This is a genomic window from Acinetobacter sp. YH12045 (assembly GCF_013419925.1).
In the GTDB taxonomy this organism is placed as follows: Bacteria; Pseudomonadota; Gammaproteobacteria; order Pseudomonadales; family Moraxellaceae; genus Acinetobacter; species Acinetobacter amyesii.
Genome location: NZ_VOZE01000005.1, coordinates 231,995 through 249,527 on the forward strand (window position 1 = coordinate 231,995; position 17,533 = coordinate 249,527).

Consider the following 17,533-nt stretch of genomic DNA (forward strand, 5'->3'; position numbering starts at 1 on the left):
CAGTACATGTGACAAAAAATTCCTCGATTCCCGGTGGGTCGCATGGCATAGTGCCTGAATAAAGGATGATTAATGCAAGGCACAATGAGCTTAAATACGCAGATTTTAATTGCCGCAATATTGGGTGTGGCATTTGGGTTTTTATTAATTCAGTTTCCAGAGACGCAGTTTTTATCCGCCAGCCTGTATGGCTTGGGGATTGCCAGTAGTATTTTTATTGGCTTGCTGAAAATGATCTTGGTTCCGCTGATCTTTAGTTCGATTGTGGTGGGGGTATCGAATTTACAAGCGGGTGGTCAGCTGAGTCGAACGTGGAAAATTACCTTAGCGTGCTGTGTCACCACCACGACTTTGGCACTGATCTTGGGTCTAGCATGTGCGCATATTTTTAAAGTTGGGCAGGGCGTGGACATCGTCATGTTCCAAGATGTAATGCAACAGCATCAGAGTCCTGACACCCTCACAGCAGGTTCATTCTTTACCAATTTTATTCAAAATACACTGATCAATCCGTTTAAAGCCTTTAGTGATGGCAATGTACTCGCTGTCGTGGTGTTTTCACTATTTCTCGGTGTGGCCTTGGTCAAAGGCGGTGAAAAGTTCCGAAGCGTGAGAAAGCTCAGTCAGCAATTTTTTGACATCATGATGATGATCATTGGCTGGGTGATGAAGCTTGCACCGATTGGTATTTTCGCATTATTGGCTAAATTGATTGCTACAGAAGATATTTCGGTGTTGAGTCGCCTCGCGGAGTTTGCTGCCGTAGTCACAGGGACCACGATTTTCCATGGTGCAGTGGTGTTACCTCTGTTGCTTTGGGTCTTTGGCAAAATGAGTCCTCTGACATTTTTTAGAGGAACACGAGCTGCCTTAATCACTGCTTTTGCAACCAGTTCAAGTTCAGCAACGATGCCACTGTCGATGAAATGTGCGCAGGAAAATTTAGGTGTACGTCCTCAAACGGCAGGCTTTGTAATTCCATTGGGCACGCAGTTGAATATGGATGGTACAGCGCTATATGAAGCTGCCGCGGCATTATTTATTGCCAACTTGATGGGTTTAGATTTAACCTTGGGGCAGCAGTTAATTGTCTGTGCAACCGCCATGATTGCGTCACTCGGCGCACCGGGTATTCCAAGCGCTGGAATGGTGACGATGATTATGGTTTTACAATCAGTCGGACTCCCTGCAGAAGCGATTGCGATTTTACTGCCGATAGATCGACTCTTAGATACGGTACGGACTGTGGTGAATGTACAGGGTGATATGATGATTAGCGTGGTGGTTGATCGTCATACGCGAGATGTAGATGAACCAGCGTTGTCGAATTAAGCAGATAAAGAGCTAAAATGTGGGTTGTAGATGATCTCCCATAGATGCCCATCTAAGTCTTGAAAATAGCCTGCATAACCACCGTAAAACGTGGGCTGTGCGGGCTTAATTGTCTTTGCACCAGCGCGTTGGGCTTGTTGCATGATTTGATCGACGGCTGCAGGACTGTTGAAGTTATGTCCGAGAGACATTTGAGTTGGACAAACCGCTGATGTACTGATTCCGGTGTCATGACTAAGGCTATCTTGCGGCCAGAGTGCAAGCTTTAAACCGTGTTGTAAATCAAAAAATGCCACAGCGCCATGTTCAAATTTAGTCCCAATAATCCCTGCGCTATTTAGACCTAAACCCTCCTGATAAAACGCAAATGCAGCATGTAAATCATTCACGGCCAGTGTAATGACGGAGATGTGAGCGTGCATGGAGATGCTCCTGAACGATGTATTTTTATTTTAGGATGAGGCTGAATATAAATGCATTTTAAAGAGAATAGGGAGTTCGGAAGAACTGTACTTTAAACATCGAACTTATGACGACCCTATTCATCTTAAGTTTGTTGATTGCTCAATAAAAAAATAGAGCGAAATGGATGTGAGCACTAAAAAGCAGGGCGAACCCTGCTTAATACAGATTTTAAATGGTGTTTATGCAACTTTCAGTGCGACACGTTTTGCAGCAGGAGAGTTGTCGAGGTATGCAATCGCATCTTCAGTTTTTGCTTCATGTACAGGATCGTACCAAGGCATTAAATACCCCAATTGCTGTGACACTAACCAAAGTGGATGTGGCAATAAGCGATTGTCTTTTTGCGCGATACGCGCCCATTCACGCCAAATCCACGGTTTATATACGGCAGGTTTAATCGATGCATAGCGCGAGTCTTGCTGCATGATATGTGCTGCACCATCGACCCATAGACCAAGTACGGCAGCAATCACAATCACACTTTGATAATAGCGAGAAATATAGCCCCCACCAAGATGACGATACAAATCAAAGGCCACGGTACGATGCTCTATTTCTTCTGCACCATGCCATTTTACTAGATCGAGCATATTCGGATCAGCACCGAGGCGTTCCCACTCTTTATTATATAAAGCATATTTGCCTAGTACACAGGTCATGTGTTCAACCGTTGCAATCACCCCTAAACGAAAGAGATCCCATTGATGATCTAAAGCTTTGGGTACGTTGAGCCCTAAAGGTTGGTCTGCAAGCAGTTTGCCAAAGAGAAAATCCATGATTTCAAGGTTGCGTTTAATGCTGATATTGCGCTGAGACAGATATTCTTTATTGGCAGAGTTATGCGCCTGAGCATGCATGGCTTCTTGGCGGATAAATGCTTTAACGTCCTCTGCTAATTTTTCATCTCTAATTTGTGGCAATACTTTGTTATACAGACGGCAAAACCAAAATTCACCTGCCGGTAAGATCATATTAATTTCATTAATAAAATAGCTGACAAAAGGTTGGTTAGGCACCCAGTCAACTTGAGTATCTTGCCACTCAAATTTCACTTTACGTGGCTTAATTTTATATTCGATTGATGATCCAAGTTTTGTGTTTCTCAAGCGGGAGAGTAATTTCATGACCTATCCTTGTTTTTATGTGATCGAGTGCACATCTGATGTATTCAGTATCCAAAAAAAATCCTGCATTGTGATTAGCAATACAGGACATTTCATTATCTTCAGATGATACTTTTTGTCAGACAATCATCCTTGCGCTGACTTTAAAAATAATGGATTAGTGGTCTGATTTTTTGTCTTCAGCTTGGGGTAAATCTTCAGATGTAGTGTGGAAGTCATTGAATGCTTCCGCGTCCGTATCGATTTCAATATCATCTTCCGATGCTTCAGGTATGCTGTCGAGATCAAACTCTGTGGATTGTTCTAGAGTGAAGTTGAGACGACCCGCCATGACACTCGCTAACTCTTCTAAACCTTGTTTATTCAATGATGAGAACAATTGGATAGAGAAGTTAAGCTTCATTTTTTTCAATGCCGCTTTCACTTCTTGTAGTGCTTTAGAGGCTGGGCCACGGTTTAATTTATCTGATTTGGTGAGCAGTACATGCACGAACAATTTACGTGAATGTGCCCATTCCAACATCATGACGTCAAAATGTTGTAGTGGATGACGGATATCCATCAACAGCACAAGACCTTGTAAACTTTCACGGTGTATCAGATAGTTTTCTAACTCTTTTTGCCACACGATTTTCATCGCTTCAGGTACAGCGGCATAGCCATAACCCGGTAAGTCGACCAAACGTTGATCAGGATTTCCTAGACTGAAAAAGTTGATCATTTGGGTACGACCCGGTTTTTTCGACGCACGAGCCAATTGTTTTTGGTTGGTGAGCGCATTAATGGCACTTGACTTACCCGCATTTGAGCGGCCAGCAAAGGCAATTTCATAGCCGGTATCTTCAACGCAGAGGTTGAGTTTAGGCGCACTCATTAAGAACTCAGCTTTGCGTAGCCAGTTGAGCGAGCGCACAGCATATTCAGTAATCGCAGAGTCTACTTTTTTCTCGTAAGTAATCTTTTGCTTCGGCGCATTGGCCGCTTTACTGTTTCGTGATTTTCCTCTGTGCTGATGCATAACCCAACTTCAATAACTGATTTAACAACACGCATTATAAAGGAAGTCGGGCAGGCAAGCGAATTTTGTCGCAGGCAAAGTGAAATTAGAGATTGATCATTTGAATTGGAGATTGTGTTGTAAATTTAGATGCGCTGCTTGGTTGTAAGACGTCAGCAAGTTTGTACTGATCGAGACTTTGATAAAACTGTTCTAAAGCTTGGTCTAAGATGCTTTTTAAACCACACTGACTGCGCAGTACGCAGGGTGGGTCGTTACATTCAACAATCTGGTGATTACCTTGCAAAATTCGCACAATTTGACCGAGTTGAGCGTCAAGTGCTTCAGGGTTTAGACGAATACCGCCACCTTTGCCGCGGCTGGTGATTAACCAGTTTTGCTTTGCCATAAAATGCACAATTTTCACCAAGTGATTACGCGAAACGTGCAGGTCTTCTGCAATTTCAGCAATGTTATAAGGCACATCACGAGGACGTGCGATATAGAGCAAAATGCGTAATGCATAATCGGTGAATTTATTGAGTTGCATGATAATACTGTGAGTCTGAGAGAAATAAATAAGGGCTAGTCTAGCATAACTAAACTAACCCTTTGTATTTCAGGTGAATAGCTTAGTTAGTGTTTTACACCACCAGTGCCGAAAGCTTCGCTGTGAATATTGCTAGCAGGAATACCACGAGCAATTAAAGCTTTCTGTTGTTCAGCCATAAATGGCATTGGACCGCAAAGGTAATAATCCGCATTGATCGGTAACAGTGCAGTATCCATGCTGCCTAAGTCTAGACGACCAGCAGCATCATAATCTTCACCTAATTTATCATTAGCATGAGGGAACTCATACGCTGTAAAAGTGCTAAGACGTGGGTATTTTGCTTCCAAATCCTGAATGTGTTTATGCATTGCATGCACTTGTTTGCTACGGCAGGCATGGATAAAGGTTACAGGTTGTGGCATGTCTAAAGTCACCAACTGATTCAGCATCGCAATCATTGGTGTTAGACCTACACCACCACTGATAAAGACATTGCGTTTTTGTGAATCAATCAGGAAGAAATTACCTGTTGGTGCAGACACTTCGATTTCTGAACCGATCTCCAAGCCATGCAGTGTATTTGATACCCAACCTGGAACCAAGTCACCTTTCTGATCTTCACGTTTTACAGAGATACGTAAGTAGTTGTCTTGTGGGCTGGTAGACAATGTATATTGACGTGGTTGTTTTAGACCCAGCTCATCGACCAATACACGTACAGAGATGTACTGACCTGCTTCATATTTTGGTAAATCACCACCATCAGAAGGCTCAAGGTAGAATGAGGTGATTTCATCACTTTCAGCCACTTTTTTCGCGATTTTGAAATTACGCCAACCTAACCAACTGCCTTTAGTTTGCTGATGTTGCTCATAAATCGCTTTTTCAGTGCTGATAAACAAGTCTGCCAATTGTCCATATGCTGCTGCCCAAGCTGCAATCAGTGGATCTTCCATTGAAATGCTTAATACTTCACTGATCGAGTGCAGCAAATTTTCGCCGACAATATTATAGTCTGGCGCTTGAATGTTAAGACTCACATGTTTATGCGCAATTAATTCTACAACTGGTAAAAGTACAGATGGGTCCTCAATATTTTCAGCATAAGCCAATACAGCACCCGCCAAGGCTTGTGCCTGAGCACCGCTGCGCTGATGTCCCATGTTAAAGGTTTCTTTGAGGTCAGGGTTATTGCCCAACATACGATTATAGAAGTAACCAGTCAGCGCGACACCATTTTCACGTAGAACAGGAACAGTAGCTTTTACTAGGTCAATTTGCTGCGGAGTCATAGCTGATCTCTCATGGCTGTTATTTATAAGATGTATTTAAAATACATATTTAAAAATGCATTTGCAATATGTCCCATTGATAAAACCATAAAAAAAATATGGGATATTAAAATATCCCATAAATTAAGCATAGATAATCGAAATGGCGAATTATTTTTTACCAAACAGTGAACCTAGCAAACCGCGTACGATTTTCTGACCTGTCGACCCGCCCAAGCTGCGTGCAGCACTTTTTGCAAAAGTTCCTACCGTGTCTTGAATCAGTTTTTCACGTTGTTTGGCTGCACGCTCAGCTTCTTTTTGTTGTTCGCGCGCAAGGCGTTCTTGTTCACGTGCTTGCTGTTTGGCGAGTGCATCTGCTTCTTTGGCTTGTTGTTTGGCCAACGCTTCTTGTTCTTTGGCTTCTATTTTATCTTGTTCCGCTTGGACGGCTTGTTGTTGGCGCTCCGCCACTTTATTTTGCAAAAGTTCATAGGCACTTTCACGGTCTGCTTCGGTGTCATACACACCTGCAACAACGCTATTTGCCATGAGTGCTTTGCGTTCTTCTACAGCAATTGGACTAAATGAAGAATAGGGTGGCATCACCCAAGCACGTTCAACGATTTGGGGTGTGCCTTGCTCATCTAGACAGCTAATTAATGCTTCACCTACAGCCAGTTCCGTAATCACTTGATCGACTTTAAACGCAGGATTGGCTCGAAAAGTATCTGCTGCCGTCTTAACAGCTTTCTGATCTTTCGGGGTAAATGCACGTAGCGCATGCTGAACGCGGTTACCCAGTTGGCCTAAAACACTCTCAGGTAGGTCAAGTGGGTTTTGCGTTACAAAGTAAATGCCGACCCCTTTAGAGCGAATTAGACGTACCACTTGTTCAATTTTTTCTTGTAAAGCAGGGCTGGCATTATCAAACAATAAATGCGCTTCATCAAAGAAGAACACCAGTTTGGGTTTATCCATATCTCCAACTTCGGGCAATTGTTCAAACAGTTCTGACAGCATCCAAAGTAAGAAAGTTGCATAGAGCTTAGGGGTATTCATTAACTTGTTGGCGGCGAGCAGGTTGATGTTGCCACGACCTTGTGCATCCGTTTGAATGAAATCCATGATATTGAGCGCAGGCTCACCAAAGAACTTGTCACCACCTTGATCGGCCAATGCGAGTAAATTACGTTGAATCGCACCTAAACTTGCAGGCGATAAATTGCCATATTCATTTTTAAATTCGGCTGCATGTTCACTGACGTAGCTAATCATGGCTTTTAAGTCTTTAAAGTCGATGAGCAATAAGCCCTGATCATCGGCAATACGAAAGACCGCAGATAGCACACCTTCTTGGGTGTCGTTTAAATTCAGAATTCGGGCAAGGAGCAGTGGACCAATTTCAGAAATGGTGGTGCGAATGGGGTGTCCTTGTTCACCAAACAAATCCCAAAACACCACTGGGGAGGCAGCAAAAGGAATGCTCTCGATATTTAAACTTTTAATTCGTTCGTCAAACTTAGGATTGCTTTCACCTGCTTTGGCAAGGCTAGAAACATCCCCTTTGGCATCAGCTAAAAATACAGGTACACCCAGCCGAGAAAAACTTTCTGCCAACACCTTCAACGTCACCGTCTTACCAGTACCTGTGGCCCCAGCAATCAAACCATGGCGGTTTGCAAATTGTGAATGAAGCACCACATCCTGTGTGGTGTCTTGTGTTTTTTTGCCAATAATTATTGGTGTACCCATAGATGTTCCTGTATTTATTCGAGTTGCTGTTTATTTAAATGTTGTAGTGCGTTTTCTATATCTTGTATTAAATCTGCAGGATGTTCTAGTCCTATACAAAAGCGAACAAGTAAGCCAGCTTGAATGTGTGAATGTTCGAGTATACGCATATCTTTTAAGTTATATAGCATGACTAAACTGACTGGACCACCCCAGCTAAAACCGAGCTTAAATAGTTTCAGCGCATCGCAAAAGCGGCGTACATCTTGCAAGCTATATTTTTCATTAAATACCACGCTGACCAAGCCGGCACTGTGTTGTTCTGTACAAATTTCTTTCCAATACTGATGTCCTGCGGAAGCTTCATCAGCAGGATGTAAAACCTGTACAAATGCTGGTTGCTGTTTTAGCCAATTTAATAAAGTTAAAGCACTTTGTGACTGGTGTTCATAGCGCAGGCGCATAGAAGCCAGACTGCGTTGTACTTGCGCGGCGTCATCACCAGAGATACTAATGCCTTGAATGGCGTGCGCACGAAACAGTTTGTGATGAAGCTTTTTATCTCGTGTAATTACCGAACCCATCAAAATATCCCCGCCGCCACTTGGGTATTTGGTCAAGGCATGCACACTGATATCGACACCCAGGTGCTCAGCACTAAAATCAAAAGCATTAAAGGCAAGTCCTGCGCCCCACGTATTGTCCAGTGCAGTGAGAATGTTCTGCGCTTGAGCTTTTTTGACCAAGCCGACTAAATCTGGAAACTCTAAAGTGACAGAACCCGCCGCTTCTAACCAGATAAGCTTGGCTTGCGCTGAAGGGCTAAATGAATCGACATTAATAGGGTTATAAACTTTGACCACGATGCCATAGCGGGTTTCTAAATTGCGTAAATGGTCCATATTTGGGCCATAGATATTATCTGCGACCCACACTTCATCCCCTTGACTTAAAAAACATGAATTGACCAAATTAATTGCAGATAAACCGCTTGGTGCGAGTAAGTGATACAAGCCACCTTCAATCTGAGCAATCTGATCGCCTAGGGTAAATGTAGTGGGTGTGCCATGTGTGCCATAGCTATAGTCATAATCATCAGTCCAATGGCGATTAAAAAGCGCATCTGTATTTTCGAAAATTATAGTGGATGCACGAAACAGGGGAGGTTGAATACTATTGATGTATTGCGGTGCCTTTCTTGGTGCATGAATGAGTTCAGTTTGAGGATTCTTTTTCACGTGGCGCTCTGAAATGATCAAAATAATAATGAATGTTCAAAAGAATACGACTAAAACGCATGGATTTACGATGCTTTTGTATAGAAAATTAAGTGAAAAGCAAAGTTGGCTTCATTCTTGCAAAACCGATATCAGAGCAACAACAATAGGTTTAGCGCATGAAGTCGCATTTAAAAGTACATTATTTTCAGCATATTGCTGGCGAAGGGTTCGGCAGCTGTTATGAATTTTTAAAACAGCATCAGGCTCAAATTACGGCCACAGAATTCTTTGCATTACCTGTCGATCAAGCCTTGGATCTCGAGGCTTTGCCGCATGTTGAAGATGTCGATTTACTTATCATTATGGGTGGCACCATGAGCGTAAATGATGAGGCAAATTTCCCATGGTTAAAAATAGAAAAGCGTTGGCTGCGACGCTATTTAGCCCTCGGTAAACCCGCAATCGGGCTTTGTTTAGGTGGGCAATTGATTGCTAATGCTTTGGGTGGTGCGGTGAGTCGAAATGCACAACAAGAATTGGGTTGGACGACCATCCGTAAGGTCGCTAACGTACCGCATGGCTGTTTCAAACTACCGGAAGAGTTTAAAGTCATGCAGTGGCACAGTGAAACATTTGAAATTCCCAAAGGAGCGGTACTACTGGCGGAAAATGATGCATGTCGTAATCAAATGTATCAAATTGGACAAAATGTTTTGGGCTTTCAGTTTCATCCTGAAATTACCCCTGAAGTACTCGATTTATTTTTGGAAAATGATGAAGAGTTGGCATTTTTTTCAGGAACACATGTACAGCCAGTACATGATCTGCGGAAAAGCGCAAAAAACAAATTTATTGAGGGAAATCAAATACTAAACCAAGCAATAGAGTATGTATTAAGAAAAAATGCCTGTTGATTAAAAGTTAAGCAATTGATCTTGCATAAAAAATGAAAAATATAAGAAAAACAGCAAAAGAGATTTGCTTATGCATTAAACAATAGCTATAATGGGCAACCCTTTGATGAAGGGGGTTGGCTACGAATAAAGTAGTTAACATCGTGACAGTCGCGGCATCGATCGTGACCTTAGTGATATTTCACTGCTCTTGACACTTGCCTCTTTCAAAGTGGGGTGAGATGCGTCAAGGGTGATTCTTTATATATTTGGCTTGGAGTTAACTGGTATGTCTAACCAGAGAATTCGTATCCGTCTTAAGTCTTTTGATCACCGTTTAATTGATCAATCAGCTCAAGAAATCGTAGAAACAGCAAAACGTACTGGCGCACAAGTTTGTGGTCCAATCCCGATGCCTACACGTATCGAACGTTTTAACGTTTTAACATCACCACACGTTAACAAAGATGCGCGTGACCAATACGAGATCCGCACTTACAAACGTTTGATCGACATCGTTCAACCTACAGATAAAACTGTTGATGCATTGATGAAGTTAGATCTTGCAGCTGGTGTTGATGTTCAGATCGCTTTGGGTTAAGGCTTTCGGTTAATTAACGCTCTAAGTTAATTAGGCCGCTTTTTTAGAGGTTTATGCACATGGCTATTGGTTTAGTCGGTCGCAAGTGCGGTATGACACGTATCTTTACAGATGCTGGTGTTTCTGTACCTGTAACAGTGATTGAGGTTGATCCTAACCGCATCACACAAATCAAAACGCTTGAAACTGATGGTTATCAAGCGATTCAAATCACTACTGGTGAACGTCGCGAATCTCGCGTAACTAACGCTCAGAAAGGTCACTTTGCGAAAGCTGGTGTTGCTGCTGGTCGTCTAGTTCAAGAATTTCGCGCTACAGAAGCTGATCTTGAAGGTCGTGAAGTTGGCGGAACTATCGGTGTGGATGTGTTCACAGTGGGTCAAATTGTTGACGTTACTGGTACATCTAAAGGTAAAGGTTTCCAAGGTGGTGTTAAACGTTGGAACTTCCGTACTCAAGACGCTACACATGGTAACTCTGTATCTCACCGTGTTATCGGTTCTACAGGTCAAAACCAGACTCCTGGTCGCGTGTTCAAAGGCAAAAAAATGCCTGGTCACTTAGGTGCTGAACGTGTAACTACACAGGGTCTTGAAATCGTTGCTATCGACGCAGAACGTTCAGTTCTAGTTGTTAAAGGCGCGGTTCCTGGTGCTACTGGTGGCGACGTTACTGTTCGTCCTACTATCAAGGCCTGAGGGGAAATAACGTGAATTTAAATACTGTTTCCGGCTCTGCTGTTGAGTTATCTGAAGTTGCGTTTGGTCGTGATTTTAACGAAGCTCTTGTACACCAAGTTGTTACAGCTTACTTAGCTGGTGGTCGTCAAGGTTCTAAAGCGCAAAAATCACGTGCTGACGTTTCTGGCGGTGGTAAAAAACCTTTCCGTCAAAAAGGTACTGGCCGCGCTCGTGCTGGTTCTATTCGTAGCCCAATCTGGGTTGGCGGTGGTAAAACTTTTGCTGCTCGTCCACAAGACTGGTCTCAAAAAGTAAACCGTAAAATGTATCGCGGTGCTATGCAATGCATCCTGGCTGAGCTTGTTCGTCAAGATCGCCTTGTTTTAGTTGAAGAGATTGCTGTTGCAGCTCCAAAAACTAAAGAATTGCTTGCAAAACTTAACGACTTGAATGCACCTCGTGCATTAATCGTTACAGATGCTGTTGATGAGAACTTGTATCTTGCTGCTCGCAACATTCCACACGTTGATGTGGTTGATGCTGCTGCAATCGATCCTGTTAGCTTGATCGCGTTCGATAAAGTTGTTATGTCTGTTGCTGCTGCTAAGAAAATTGAGGTAGAACTCGGATGAACAACGAACGTATCTATCAAGTCCTACAAGGACCTGTATTCTCAGAAAAAGCACAAGTTTTAGGCGAAACTGCTGGTGTTCAAGTGTTCAAAGTTGCACTAGATGCAAACAAACTTGAAATCAAAAAAGCTGTTGAGCAACTATTTGGTGTTCAAGTTGTTAAAGTTAACACAACGATCACTAAAGGTAAGACTAAACGCTTTGGTAAAACATTAGGACGTCGTTCTGATGTTAAAAAAGCATACGTCACCCTGAAAGCTGGCCAAGATGTTGAAATGGCTGACTTGGGCGATACCGCTGAAAACGCAGCGGAATAAGGACGAAAATTATGCCGATTCAAAAATGTAAGCCAACGTCTCCAGGACGTCGCTTTGTAGAGAAAGTGGTTCATAACCACCTTCACAAAGGCGCGCCATATGCTCCGTTGGTTGAAGCTAAAAAACGTACTGGCGGTCGTAATAACAACGGTCACATTACAACTCGTCACGTTGGTGGTGGTCATAAACAGCACTACCGTATCGTAGACTTCAAACGTAACAAAGACAGCATCCCTGCTGTAGTTGAGCGTATTGAATACGATCCAAACCGTACAGCTCATATTGCTTTATTGAAATATGCTGACGGTGAACGTCGCTATATTATTGCACCTAAAGGCCTTCGCGCTGGTGATCAAGTTCAATCTGGTAACGATGCTCCAATCCGTCCAGGTAACTGCTTACCACTTCGCAACATGCCTATCGGTTCTACTCTTCACAACATCGAGCTTAAAATCGGTAAAGGCGCACAATTAGTACGTTCTGCTGGTACATCTGCTCAATTGTTGGGTCGTGACGGTTCTTACGCTATCATTCGTCTTCGTTCAGGCGAAATGCGTAAAGTACACGTTGAATGCCGTGCTGTGTTAGGTGAAGTTTCTAACTCAGAAAGCAACCTTCGTTCACTTGGTAAAGCAGGTGCATCACGCTGGCGTGGCGTTCGTCCTACCGTACGTGGTATGGCGATGAACCCAGTAGACCATCCACATGGTGGTGGTGAAGGACGTAACAAAGGTATTCAACCTGTAAGTCCATGGGGTCAAAAAGCTAAAGGGTACAAAACACGTACCAACAAGCGTACGACTAAGATGATCATTCGCGACCGTCGCGTTAAGTAACAAGTAAAGGAATCTGACAATGCCTCGTTCTCTGAAAAAAGGCCCATTCGTCGATGCGCACTTGTTCGCTAAGGTTGAAGCGGCTATCGCGGCTAATAACCGTAAGCCGATCAAAACTTGGTCGCGTCGTTCGATGATCTTACCGGATTTTGTTGGTCTAACAATTTCTGTACACAATGGCCGTAACCATGTTCCAGTGATTGTATCTGAGCATATGGTTGGTCATAAATTAGGTGAATTCGCGCCAACTCGTACCTATCGTGGTCACGGTGTTGACAAGAAGTCTAAACGTTAATAGGTGCTATGATGGAAGTAACTGCTAAATTACGCGGTGCCGCTATCTCGGCACAAAAAGCACGTTTGGTTGCAGACCTAATTCGCGGCAAATCTGTTGCGCATGCTTTAAATATCTTAAACTTCAGCAACAAAAAAGCTGCAGTTTTAGTTAAAAAAGCATTGGAATCTGCGATTGCAAACGCTGAACACAATAACAGTTTAGATGTAGACGACCTTAAAGTTTCTACGATCTACGTTGATGAAGGCATGAGCCTGAAACGTATTTTGCCACGTGCTAAAGGCCGTGCAGATCGTATTACTAAGCGTACTTGTCACATTACCGTTAAGGTAGGGGTTTGATATGGGTCAGAAGGTTCATCCAATCGGTATCCGCCTAGGTGTTGTGAAACGTCATAACGCTAACTGGTATGCGAATCCGAAACAATATGCTGAATATTTGCTAAAAGATCTTCAAGTTCGTGAGTTTTTAACTAAAAAACTTAAGAATGCGATGGTGAGCAATATTCTTATCGAACGCCCTACAGGCGCAGCTAAAGTAACTATTAGCACTGCACGTCCTGGTATCGTGATCGGTAAAAAAGGCGAAGACATTGAGAAATTACAACGCGAATTAACAGCCATTATGGGTGTTCCTGCGCAAGTAAGTATCAACGAAATCGATCGCCCAGATTTAGACGCTCGTTTAGTTGCTGAGGCAATCGCTTCTCAATTAGAAAAACGTGTAATGTTCCGTCGTGCTATGAAGCGTGCGGTTCAAAACTCTATGCGTGCTGGTGCTAAAGGTATCAAAGTTGAAGTTTCAGGCCGTCTAGGTGGTGCTGAGATTGCTCGTACTGAATGGTATCGTGAAGGTCGTGTACCTCTTCATACTCTTCGTGCTGACATCGACTATGCTACTATGCGTGCTGAGACTACTTACGGTACGATCGGCGTTAAAGTATGGATCTTCCGTGGTGAGATCTTGGGCGGCATGAAACAAGTCATGAACCCAGCTCCAGCTGAAGAACGTCCAGCTAAACGTGGCCGTGGTCGTGGTGAAGGTCAAGAGCGTCGTGGTCGTCGCAATGATCGTTCTGCTGAAAAAGGAGAATAATCCATGTTACAACCTAAACGTACTAAATTCCGTAAAGTGCAAAAAGGCCGTAACACTGGTCTAGCACATCGCGGTAGCTCAGTATCTTTTGGTACTATTGCGCTTAAATCAGTTGAACGTGGTCAAATGACAGCACGTCAAATTGAAGCAGCGCGTCGTACAATCAGCCGTCGTATTAAACGTGGTGGTAAGATCTTTATCCGTGTTTTCCCAGACAAACCAATTACTGAAAAACCATTAGAAGTTCGTATGGGTAAAGGTAAAGGTTCTGTGGAATACTGGGTTTGCCAAATCAAACCAGGTAAAGTCTTGTACGAAATTGATGGTGTTAACGAAGAACTTGCTCGCGAAGCGTTTACGCTTGCTGCTGCAAAACTTCCGTTTAAAACCACTATCGTGACTCGGACGGTAATGTAATGAAAACTAATGATCTACGTGAAAAGTCGGTAGAAGAGTTGACAGCTTTGCTTGATGAGCAACAGCTTAACCAATTCCGTCTTCGTATGGCGAAAGCAACTGGTCAATTGGGTAAATCGCACGAAGTTGCGCTTACTCGTAAGACAATTGCTCGTATTAAGACCCTCCTTACCGAAAAACAGGGGAACGGACAATGAGTGAACAAACAGTTCGCACGTTAACCGGTAAAGTAGTTAGCGACAAGATGGACAAGTCTATCGTTGTTCTTATCGAACGCCGCGTTCAACACCCGTTGTATGGCAAATTAATCCGCCGTTCAACTAAATTACACGCTCATGATGAAAACAATGTTGCTAAAGTTGGCGACGTAGTAAGCATCAAAGAAAGCCGCCCAATGTCTAAAACTAAGTCTTGGACTTTAGTTGAAGTTGTTGAAGCTGCTGCTGAGTAATTAAACGTTCTTGCATCATCGGTCAATTTCGAGTACTCTTTGAGCCTTTCGAAATTGCGACCGGTGATGCTCGGTTTTGGAGTAGGGCAATGATTCAAACCGAAAGTATGCTCGACGTAGCAGACAACAGTGGTGCTCGCCGCGTACAATGTATTAAAGTACTTGGTGGTTCACATCGTCGTTATGCTTCTGTTGGCGACATTATTAAAGTTACTGTAAAAGAAGCTATTCCACGCGCACGTGTTAAAAAAGGTGACGTGATGAATGCTGTAGTTGTACGTACAAAATTCGGCATCCGTCGTGCAGATGGTTCAGTTATTCGTTTCGACGATAACGCAGCTGTTATTTTGAACAACAACAAAGCGCCGATTGCAACTCGTATTTTCGGACCAGTGACTCGTGAACTTCGTACTGAACAGTTCATGAAAATTATTTCATTGGCTCCTGAAGTTCTATAAGAGGCACTCATGGCTAAGATTAAAAAGGGCGATCAAGTAATTGTGATCGCAGGTAAAGAAAAAGGCAAACAAGGTACTGTTTTGTCTGTTTCAAATGACCGTGTTAAGGTTGAAGGCCTTAACTTGGTAACGAAGCATCAAAAGCCTAACCGAGCTACTGGCGCTGAAGGCGGCATCGTAACTCAAGAAGCTGAGCTTCATATCTCTAACGTGGCAATTTTTAATGCTACAACCCAAAAGGCTGACCGTGTTGGTTACCAAGTGATTGAAGGCGTGAAAACCCGCGTATTCAAATCTAATGGTGAATCAGTGGCGGTAGCGAAGTAATAGGTTGACTAGGCAATGGCCAGACTTAAAACGCGTTACAACGACGAACTTAAGGCTCAATTAAAAGAAACATTGGGCGTTAAGAATGTGATGGATATCCCTCGCATTACAAAAATTACCATCAACATGGGTGTTGGTGCTGCATCAGCTGACAAGAAATTGTTAGATGGCGCTCTTTCTGATATGCAAGCAATTGCTGGTCAAAAACCAGTACTTACTTTAGCTCGTAAATCTATCGCTGGTTTCAAAATCCGTGATGGTTGGCCGATCGGCTGTAAAGTTACTTTACGTGGCGAACGTATGTACGAATTCTTAGACCGTTTGATCTCTATCGCGATCCCTCGTATCCGTGACTTCCGTGGTTTCTCTGCGAAATCATTTGATGGTCGTGGTAACTACTCAATGGGTCTTAAGGAACAAATCATGTTCCCTGAAATCGATTTTGATAAGATTGATCGTATTCGTGGTATGGACATTACCATCACTACGACTGCTCGCACCGATGACGAAGGCCGTGCGCTTATGCGTGCATTCGGCTTCCCGTTCAAATAAGAGGTCGATATGGCTAAGAAAGGTATGATTAATCGCGAATTGAAACGCGAAGCTACTGTTGCTAAATACGCTGCGAAACGTGCTGAATTAAAAGCAATTATCGCAAACGTAAATGCATCAGACGAAGAACGTTTCGAAGCGATGATGAAATTTCAAGCATTACCACGTAATGCGTCTCCAGTACGTCTACGTAACCGTTGTGGTTTAACTGGTCGTCCTCATGGTTACTTCCGTAAGTTCGGTTTAAGCCGTAACAAATTACGTGAAACAGTAATGCAAGGTGATGTACCGGGCGTTGTTAAGGCAAGCTGGTAAGGAGCACTATAAATGAGTATGCAAGATACCGTTGCCGACATGCTAACACGTGTTCGTAACGCACAAATGGCAAAGAAACAAACTGTTTCTATGCCAAACTCAAAGTTGAAAGTTGCGATTGCTAACGTACTTCAGCAAGAAGGTTATATCGCTGATGTTGCTGTTGCTGATAATGAAGGCAAAGCGACTTTAACGATTACTTTAAAATATTTCGAAGGCAAACCAGTTATCGATACTGTGAAACGCGTAAGCCGTCCTGGTCTACGTCAATATCGCGGTAAAGATGCACTTCCTAGCGTTAAGCAAGGTTTAGGTATTGCAATTGTTTCTACAAGCAAAGGCATCATGACTGATCGCGCTGCACGTGCTGCAGGTATCGGTGGTGAAGTTATTGCTTTTGTTTCTTAATAGGTGATTCCTCATGTCTCGTGTGGCTAAAGCCCCAGTAACTGTACCTAACGGTGTTACAGTTACTCAGAACGGCCGGCAGGTCGAAGTGAAAGGCAGCAAAGGTACATTGTCTTTCAACCTGCATGCGCTGGTCGAGCTAAAACAGGAAGACGGTACTCTAGTTATTGCTCCTAAAGCTGAATCTAAAGAAGCTTGGATGCAGGCTGGTACTGCTCGCGCTGTGCTTAACAACCTTGTAAAAGGTGTTAACGAAGGTTTCGAACGTAAGTTACAACTGATTGGTGTTGGTTATAAAGCTGCGGTTAAAGGTAACATTGTTAACCTTAACCTTGGTTTCTCTCACCCGATCGACTACAACCTTCCTGAAGGTGTAACTGCAGAAACTCCTACTGCAACTGAAATTGTACTTAAATCAGCTGATAAAGCTAAATTAGGTCAAGTTGCTGCAGAAATCCGTGGTTACCGTCCGCCAGAGCCTTATAAAGGTAAAGGTGTTCGTTATTCTGACGAAGTTGTACTTCGTAAAGAAGCTAAGAAGAAATAAGGCGCGAGGTTCT

Annotated in this window: 26 protein-coding genes; 19 read left to right on the plus strand and 7 right to left on the minus strand. The window is 43.2% G+C overall.

The annotated features are described in order from the left end of the window. Nucleotides 1-72: 72 nt before the first annotated feature. Nucleotides 73-1,332, plus strand: coding sequence for a dicarboxylate/amino acid:cation symporter (locus tag FTU02_RS09140; RefSeq protein ID WP_180156822.1), 1,260 nt, complete (start codon nucleotides 73-75; stop codon nucleotides 1,330-1,332). Here FTU02_RS09140 and FTU02_RS09145 read toward each other — a convergent pair. The 7 genes from FTU02_RS09145 to FTU02_RS09175 form a co-directional block, all read right to left on the minus strand. Continuing rightward, entirely contained in the window at nucleotides 1,329-1,754 is a 426-nt protein-coding gene (locus FTU02_RS09145; protein ID WP_180156824.1) for a VOC family protein, read from the minus strand. The two genes, FTU02_RS09140 and FTU02_RS09145, sit on opposite strands and share 4 nt — an antisense overlap. Nucleotides 1,755-1,976: 222 nt before the next feature. Next, the gene (locus FTU02_RS09150) at nucleotides 1,977-2,921 is read right to left on the minus strand and encodes a metal-dependent hydrolase (RefSeq protein WP_180156826.1); all 945 of its coding nucleotides are present in this window, start codon (nucleotides 2,919-2,921) and stop codon (nucleotides 1,977-1,979) included. A gap of 157 nt (nucleotides 2,922-3,078) precedes the next feature. Continuing rightward, nucleotides 3,079-3,939 (minus strand): ribosome biogenesis GTP-binding protein YihA/YsxC, encoded by an 861-nt coding sequence (gene yihA, locus FTU02_RS09155; RefSeq protein ID WP_180156828.1) that lies wholly within the window; start codon nucleotides 3,937-3,939, stop codon nucleotides 3,079-3,081. A gap of 85 nt (nucleotides 3,940-4,024) precedes the next feature. Beyond that, nucleotides 4,025-4,468: an Rrf2 family transcriptional regulator gene (locus tag FTU02_RS09160; RefSeq protein ID WP_078189285.1), complete on the minus strand. Its 444-nt coding sequence runs from the start codon at nucleotides 4,466-4,468 to the stop codon at nucleotides 4,025-4,027. Nucleotides 4,469-4,554: 86 nt separating this feature from the next. Further along, nucleotides 4,555-5,763: an NO-inducible flavohemoprotein gene (hmpA, locus tag FTU02_RS09165; protein ID WP_078192460.1), complete on the minus strand. Its 1,209-nt coding sequence runs from the start codon at nucleotides 5,761-5,763 to the stop codon at nucleotides 4,555-4,557. Between the two features lie 150 nt (nucleotides 5,764-5,913). Further along, nucleotides 5,914-7,497 (minus strand): helicase HerA-like domain-containing protein, encoded by a 1,584-nt coding sequence (locus FTU02_RS09170; RefSeq protein WP_180115980.1) that lies wholly within the window; start codon nucleotides 7,495-7,497, stop codon nucleotides 5,914-5,916. Between the two features lie 14 nt (nucleotides 7,498-7,511). Then, nucleotides 7,512-8,714: a PLP-dependent transferase gene (locus FTU02_RS09175; protein WP_180115979.1), complete on the minus strand. Its 1,203-nt coding sequence runs from the start codon at nucleotides 8,712-8,714 to the stop codon at nucleotides 7,512-7,514. A 158-nt stretch (nucleotides 8,715-8,872) separates the two neighbouring features. Here FTU02_RS09175 and FTU02_RS09180 point away from each other — a divergent pair, with 158 nt between their 5' ends. The 18 genes from FTU02_RS09180 (at nucleotide 8,873) to rplF (ending at nucleotide 17,520) form a co-directional block, all read left to right on the plus strand. Then, nucleotides 8,873-9,610: a type 1 glutamine amidotransferase gene (locus FTU02_RS09180; RefSeq protein ID WP_180115978.1), complete on the plus strand. Its 738-nt coding sequence runs from the start codon at nucleotides 8,873-8,875 to the stop codon at nucleotides 9,608-9,610. A gap of 268 nt (nucleotides 9,611-9,878) precedes the next feature. Beyond that, the gene (gene rpsJ / locus FTU02_RS09185) at nucleotides 9,879-10,190 is read left to right on the plus strand and encodes a 30S ribosomal protein S10 (RefSeq protein WP_000070912.1); all 312 of its coding nucleotides are present in this window, start codon (nucleotides 9,879-9,881) and stop codon (nucleotides 10,188-10,190) included. A gap of 59 nt (nucleotides 10,191-10,249) precedes the next feature. After that, complete coding sequence (gene rplC / locus FTU02_RS09190; RefSeq protein ID WP_078189280.1) at nucleotides 10,250-10,888, plus strand: 50S ribosomal protein L3; 639 nt, start codon at nucleotides 10,250-10,252, stop codon at nucleotides 10,886-10,888. Between the two features lie 11 nt (nucleotides 10,889-10,899). After that, complete coding sequence (gene rplD / locus FTU02_RS09195; protein WP_078189279.1) at nucleotides 10,900-11,502, plus strand: 50S ribosomal protein L4; 603 nt, start codon at nucleotides 10,900-10,902, stop codon at nucleotides 11,500-11,502. Continuing rightward, entirely contained in the window at nucleotides 11,499-11,819 is a 321-nt protein-coding gene (rplW, locus tag FTU02_RS09200; protein ID WP_005012992.1) for a 50S ribosomal protein L23, read from the plus strand. The genes rplD and rplW overlap by 4 nt, the downstream gene beginning before the upstream one ends. A gap of 11 nt (nucleotides 11,820-11,830) precedes the next feature. Next, nucleotides 11,831-12,655 (plus strand): 50S ribosomal protein L2, encoded by an 825-nt coding sequence (gene rplB, locus FTU02_RS09205; protein ID WP_078189278.1) that lies wholly within the window; start codon nucleotides 11,831-11,833, stop codon nucleotides 12,653-12,655. Between the two features lie 19 nt (nucleotides 12,656-12,674). Beyond that, nucleotides 12,675-12,950 carry a 30S ribosomal protein S19 gene (rpsS, locus tag FTU02_RS09210; protein ID WP_004281508.1) on the plus strand — a complete coding sequence of 92 codons (276 nt, stop codon included), beginning with the start codon at nucleotides 12,675-12,677 and terminating at the stop codon, nucleotides 12,948-12,950. An 11-nt stretch (nucleotides 12,951-12,961) separates the two neighbouring features. Further along, nucleotides 12,962-13,291, plus strand: coding sequence for a 50S ribosomal protein L22 (gene rplV, locus FTU02_RS09215; protein ID WP_035265103.1), 330 nt, complete (start codon nucleotides 12,962-12,964; stop codon nucleotides 13,289-13,291). 1 nt (nucleotide 13,292) lies between these two features. Continuing rightward, complete coding sequence (gene rpsC / locus FTU02_RS09220) at nucleotides 13,293-14,045, plus strand: 30S ribosomal protein S3 (RefSeq protein WP_078189277.1); 753 nt, start codon at nucleotides 13,293-13,295, stop codon at nucleotides 14,043-14,045. Nucleotides 14,046-14,048: 3 nt separating this feature from the next. Continuing rightward, complete coding sequence (rplP, locus tag FTU02_RS09225) at nucleotides 14,049-14,462, plus strand: 50S ribosomal protein L16 (RefSeq protein ID WP_068909575.1); 414 nt, start codon at nucleotides 14,049-14,051, stop codon at nucleotides 14,460-14,462. Next, the gene (gene rpmC, locus FTU02_RS09230) at nucleotides 14,462-14,659 is read left to right on the plus strand and encodes a 50S ribosomal protein L29 (RefSeq protein ID WP_005012982.1); all 198 of its coding nucleotides are present in this window, start codon (nucleotides 14,462-14,464) and stop codon (nucleotides 14,657-14,659) included. The genes rplP and rpmC overlap by 1 nt, the downstream gene beginning before the upstream one ends. Beyond that, nucleotides 14,656-14,913 (plus strand): 30S ribosomal protein S17, encoded by a 258-nt coding sequence (gene rpsQ / locus FTU02_RS09235; protein ID WP_078192456.1) that lies wholly within the window; start codon nucleotides 14,656-14,658, stop codon nucleotides 14,911-14,913. Before rpmC ends, rpsQ begins: the two co-directional genes overlap by 4 nt. A gap of 89 nt (nucleotides 14,914-15,002) precedes the next feature. Continuing rightward, on the plus strand, nucleotides 15,003-15,371 hold the full coding sequence (gene rplN / locus FTU02_RS09240) for a 50S ribosomal protein L14 (protein ID WP_005012978.1): 369 nt from the start codon (nucleotides 15,003-15,005) through the stop codon (nucleotides 15,369-15,371). A gap of 9 nt (nucleotides 15,372-15,380) precedes the next feature. Beyond that, nucleotides 15,381-15,698, plus strand: a complete 318-nt coding sequence (rplX, locus tag FTU02_RS09245) for a 50S ribosomal protein L24 (RefSeq protein ID WP_078189274.1) — start codon at nucleotides 15,381-15,383, stop codon at nucleotides 15,696-15,698. Nucleotides 15,699-15,713: 15 nt separating this feature from the next. Continuing rightward, on the plus strand, nucleotides 15,714-16,250 hold the full coding sequence (rplE, locus tag FTU02_RS09250) for a 50S ribosomal protein L5 (protein ID WP_067762907.1): 537 nt from the start codon (nucleotides 15,714-15,716) through the stop codon (nucleotides 16,248-16,250). A gap of 9 nt (nucleotides 16,251-16,259) precedes the next feature. Continuing rightward, nucleotides 16,260-16,565: a 30S ribosomal protein S14 gene (gene rpsN, locus FTU02_RS09255; protein WP_067762906.1), complete on the plus strand. Its 306-nt coding sequence runs from the start codon at nucleotides 16,260-16,262 to the stop codon at nucleotides 16,563-16,565. Between the two features lie 12 nt (nucleotides 16,566-16,577). Beyond that, a complete protein-coding gene (gene rpsH, locus FTU02_RS09260) occupies nucleotides 16,578-16,973 on the plus strand; it encodes a 30S ribosomal protein S8 (RefSeq protein ID WP_078189273.1) in 396 nt (131 codons plus the stop codon). 13 nt (nucleotides 16,974-16,986) lie between these two features. Further along, on the plus strand, nucleotides 16,987-17,520 hold the full coding sequence (gene rplF / locus FTU02_RS09265; RefSeq protein ID WP_180115977.1) for a 50S ribosomal protein L6: 534 nt from the start codon (nucleotides 16,987-16,989) through the stop codon (nucleotides 17,518-17,520). Nucleotides 17,521-17,533: the final 13 nt, after the last annotated feature.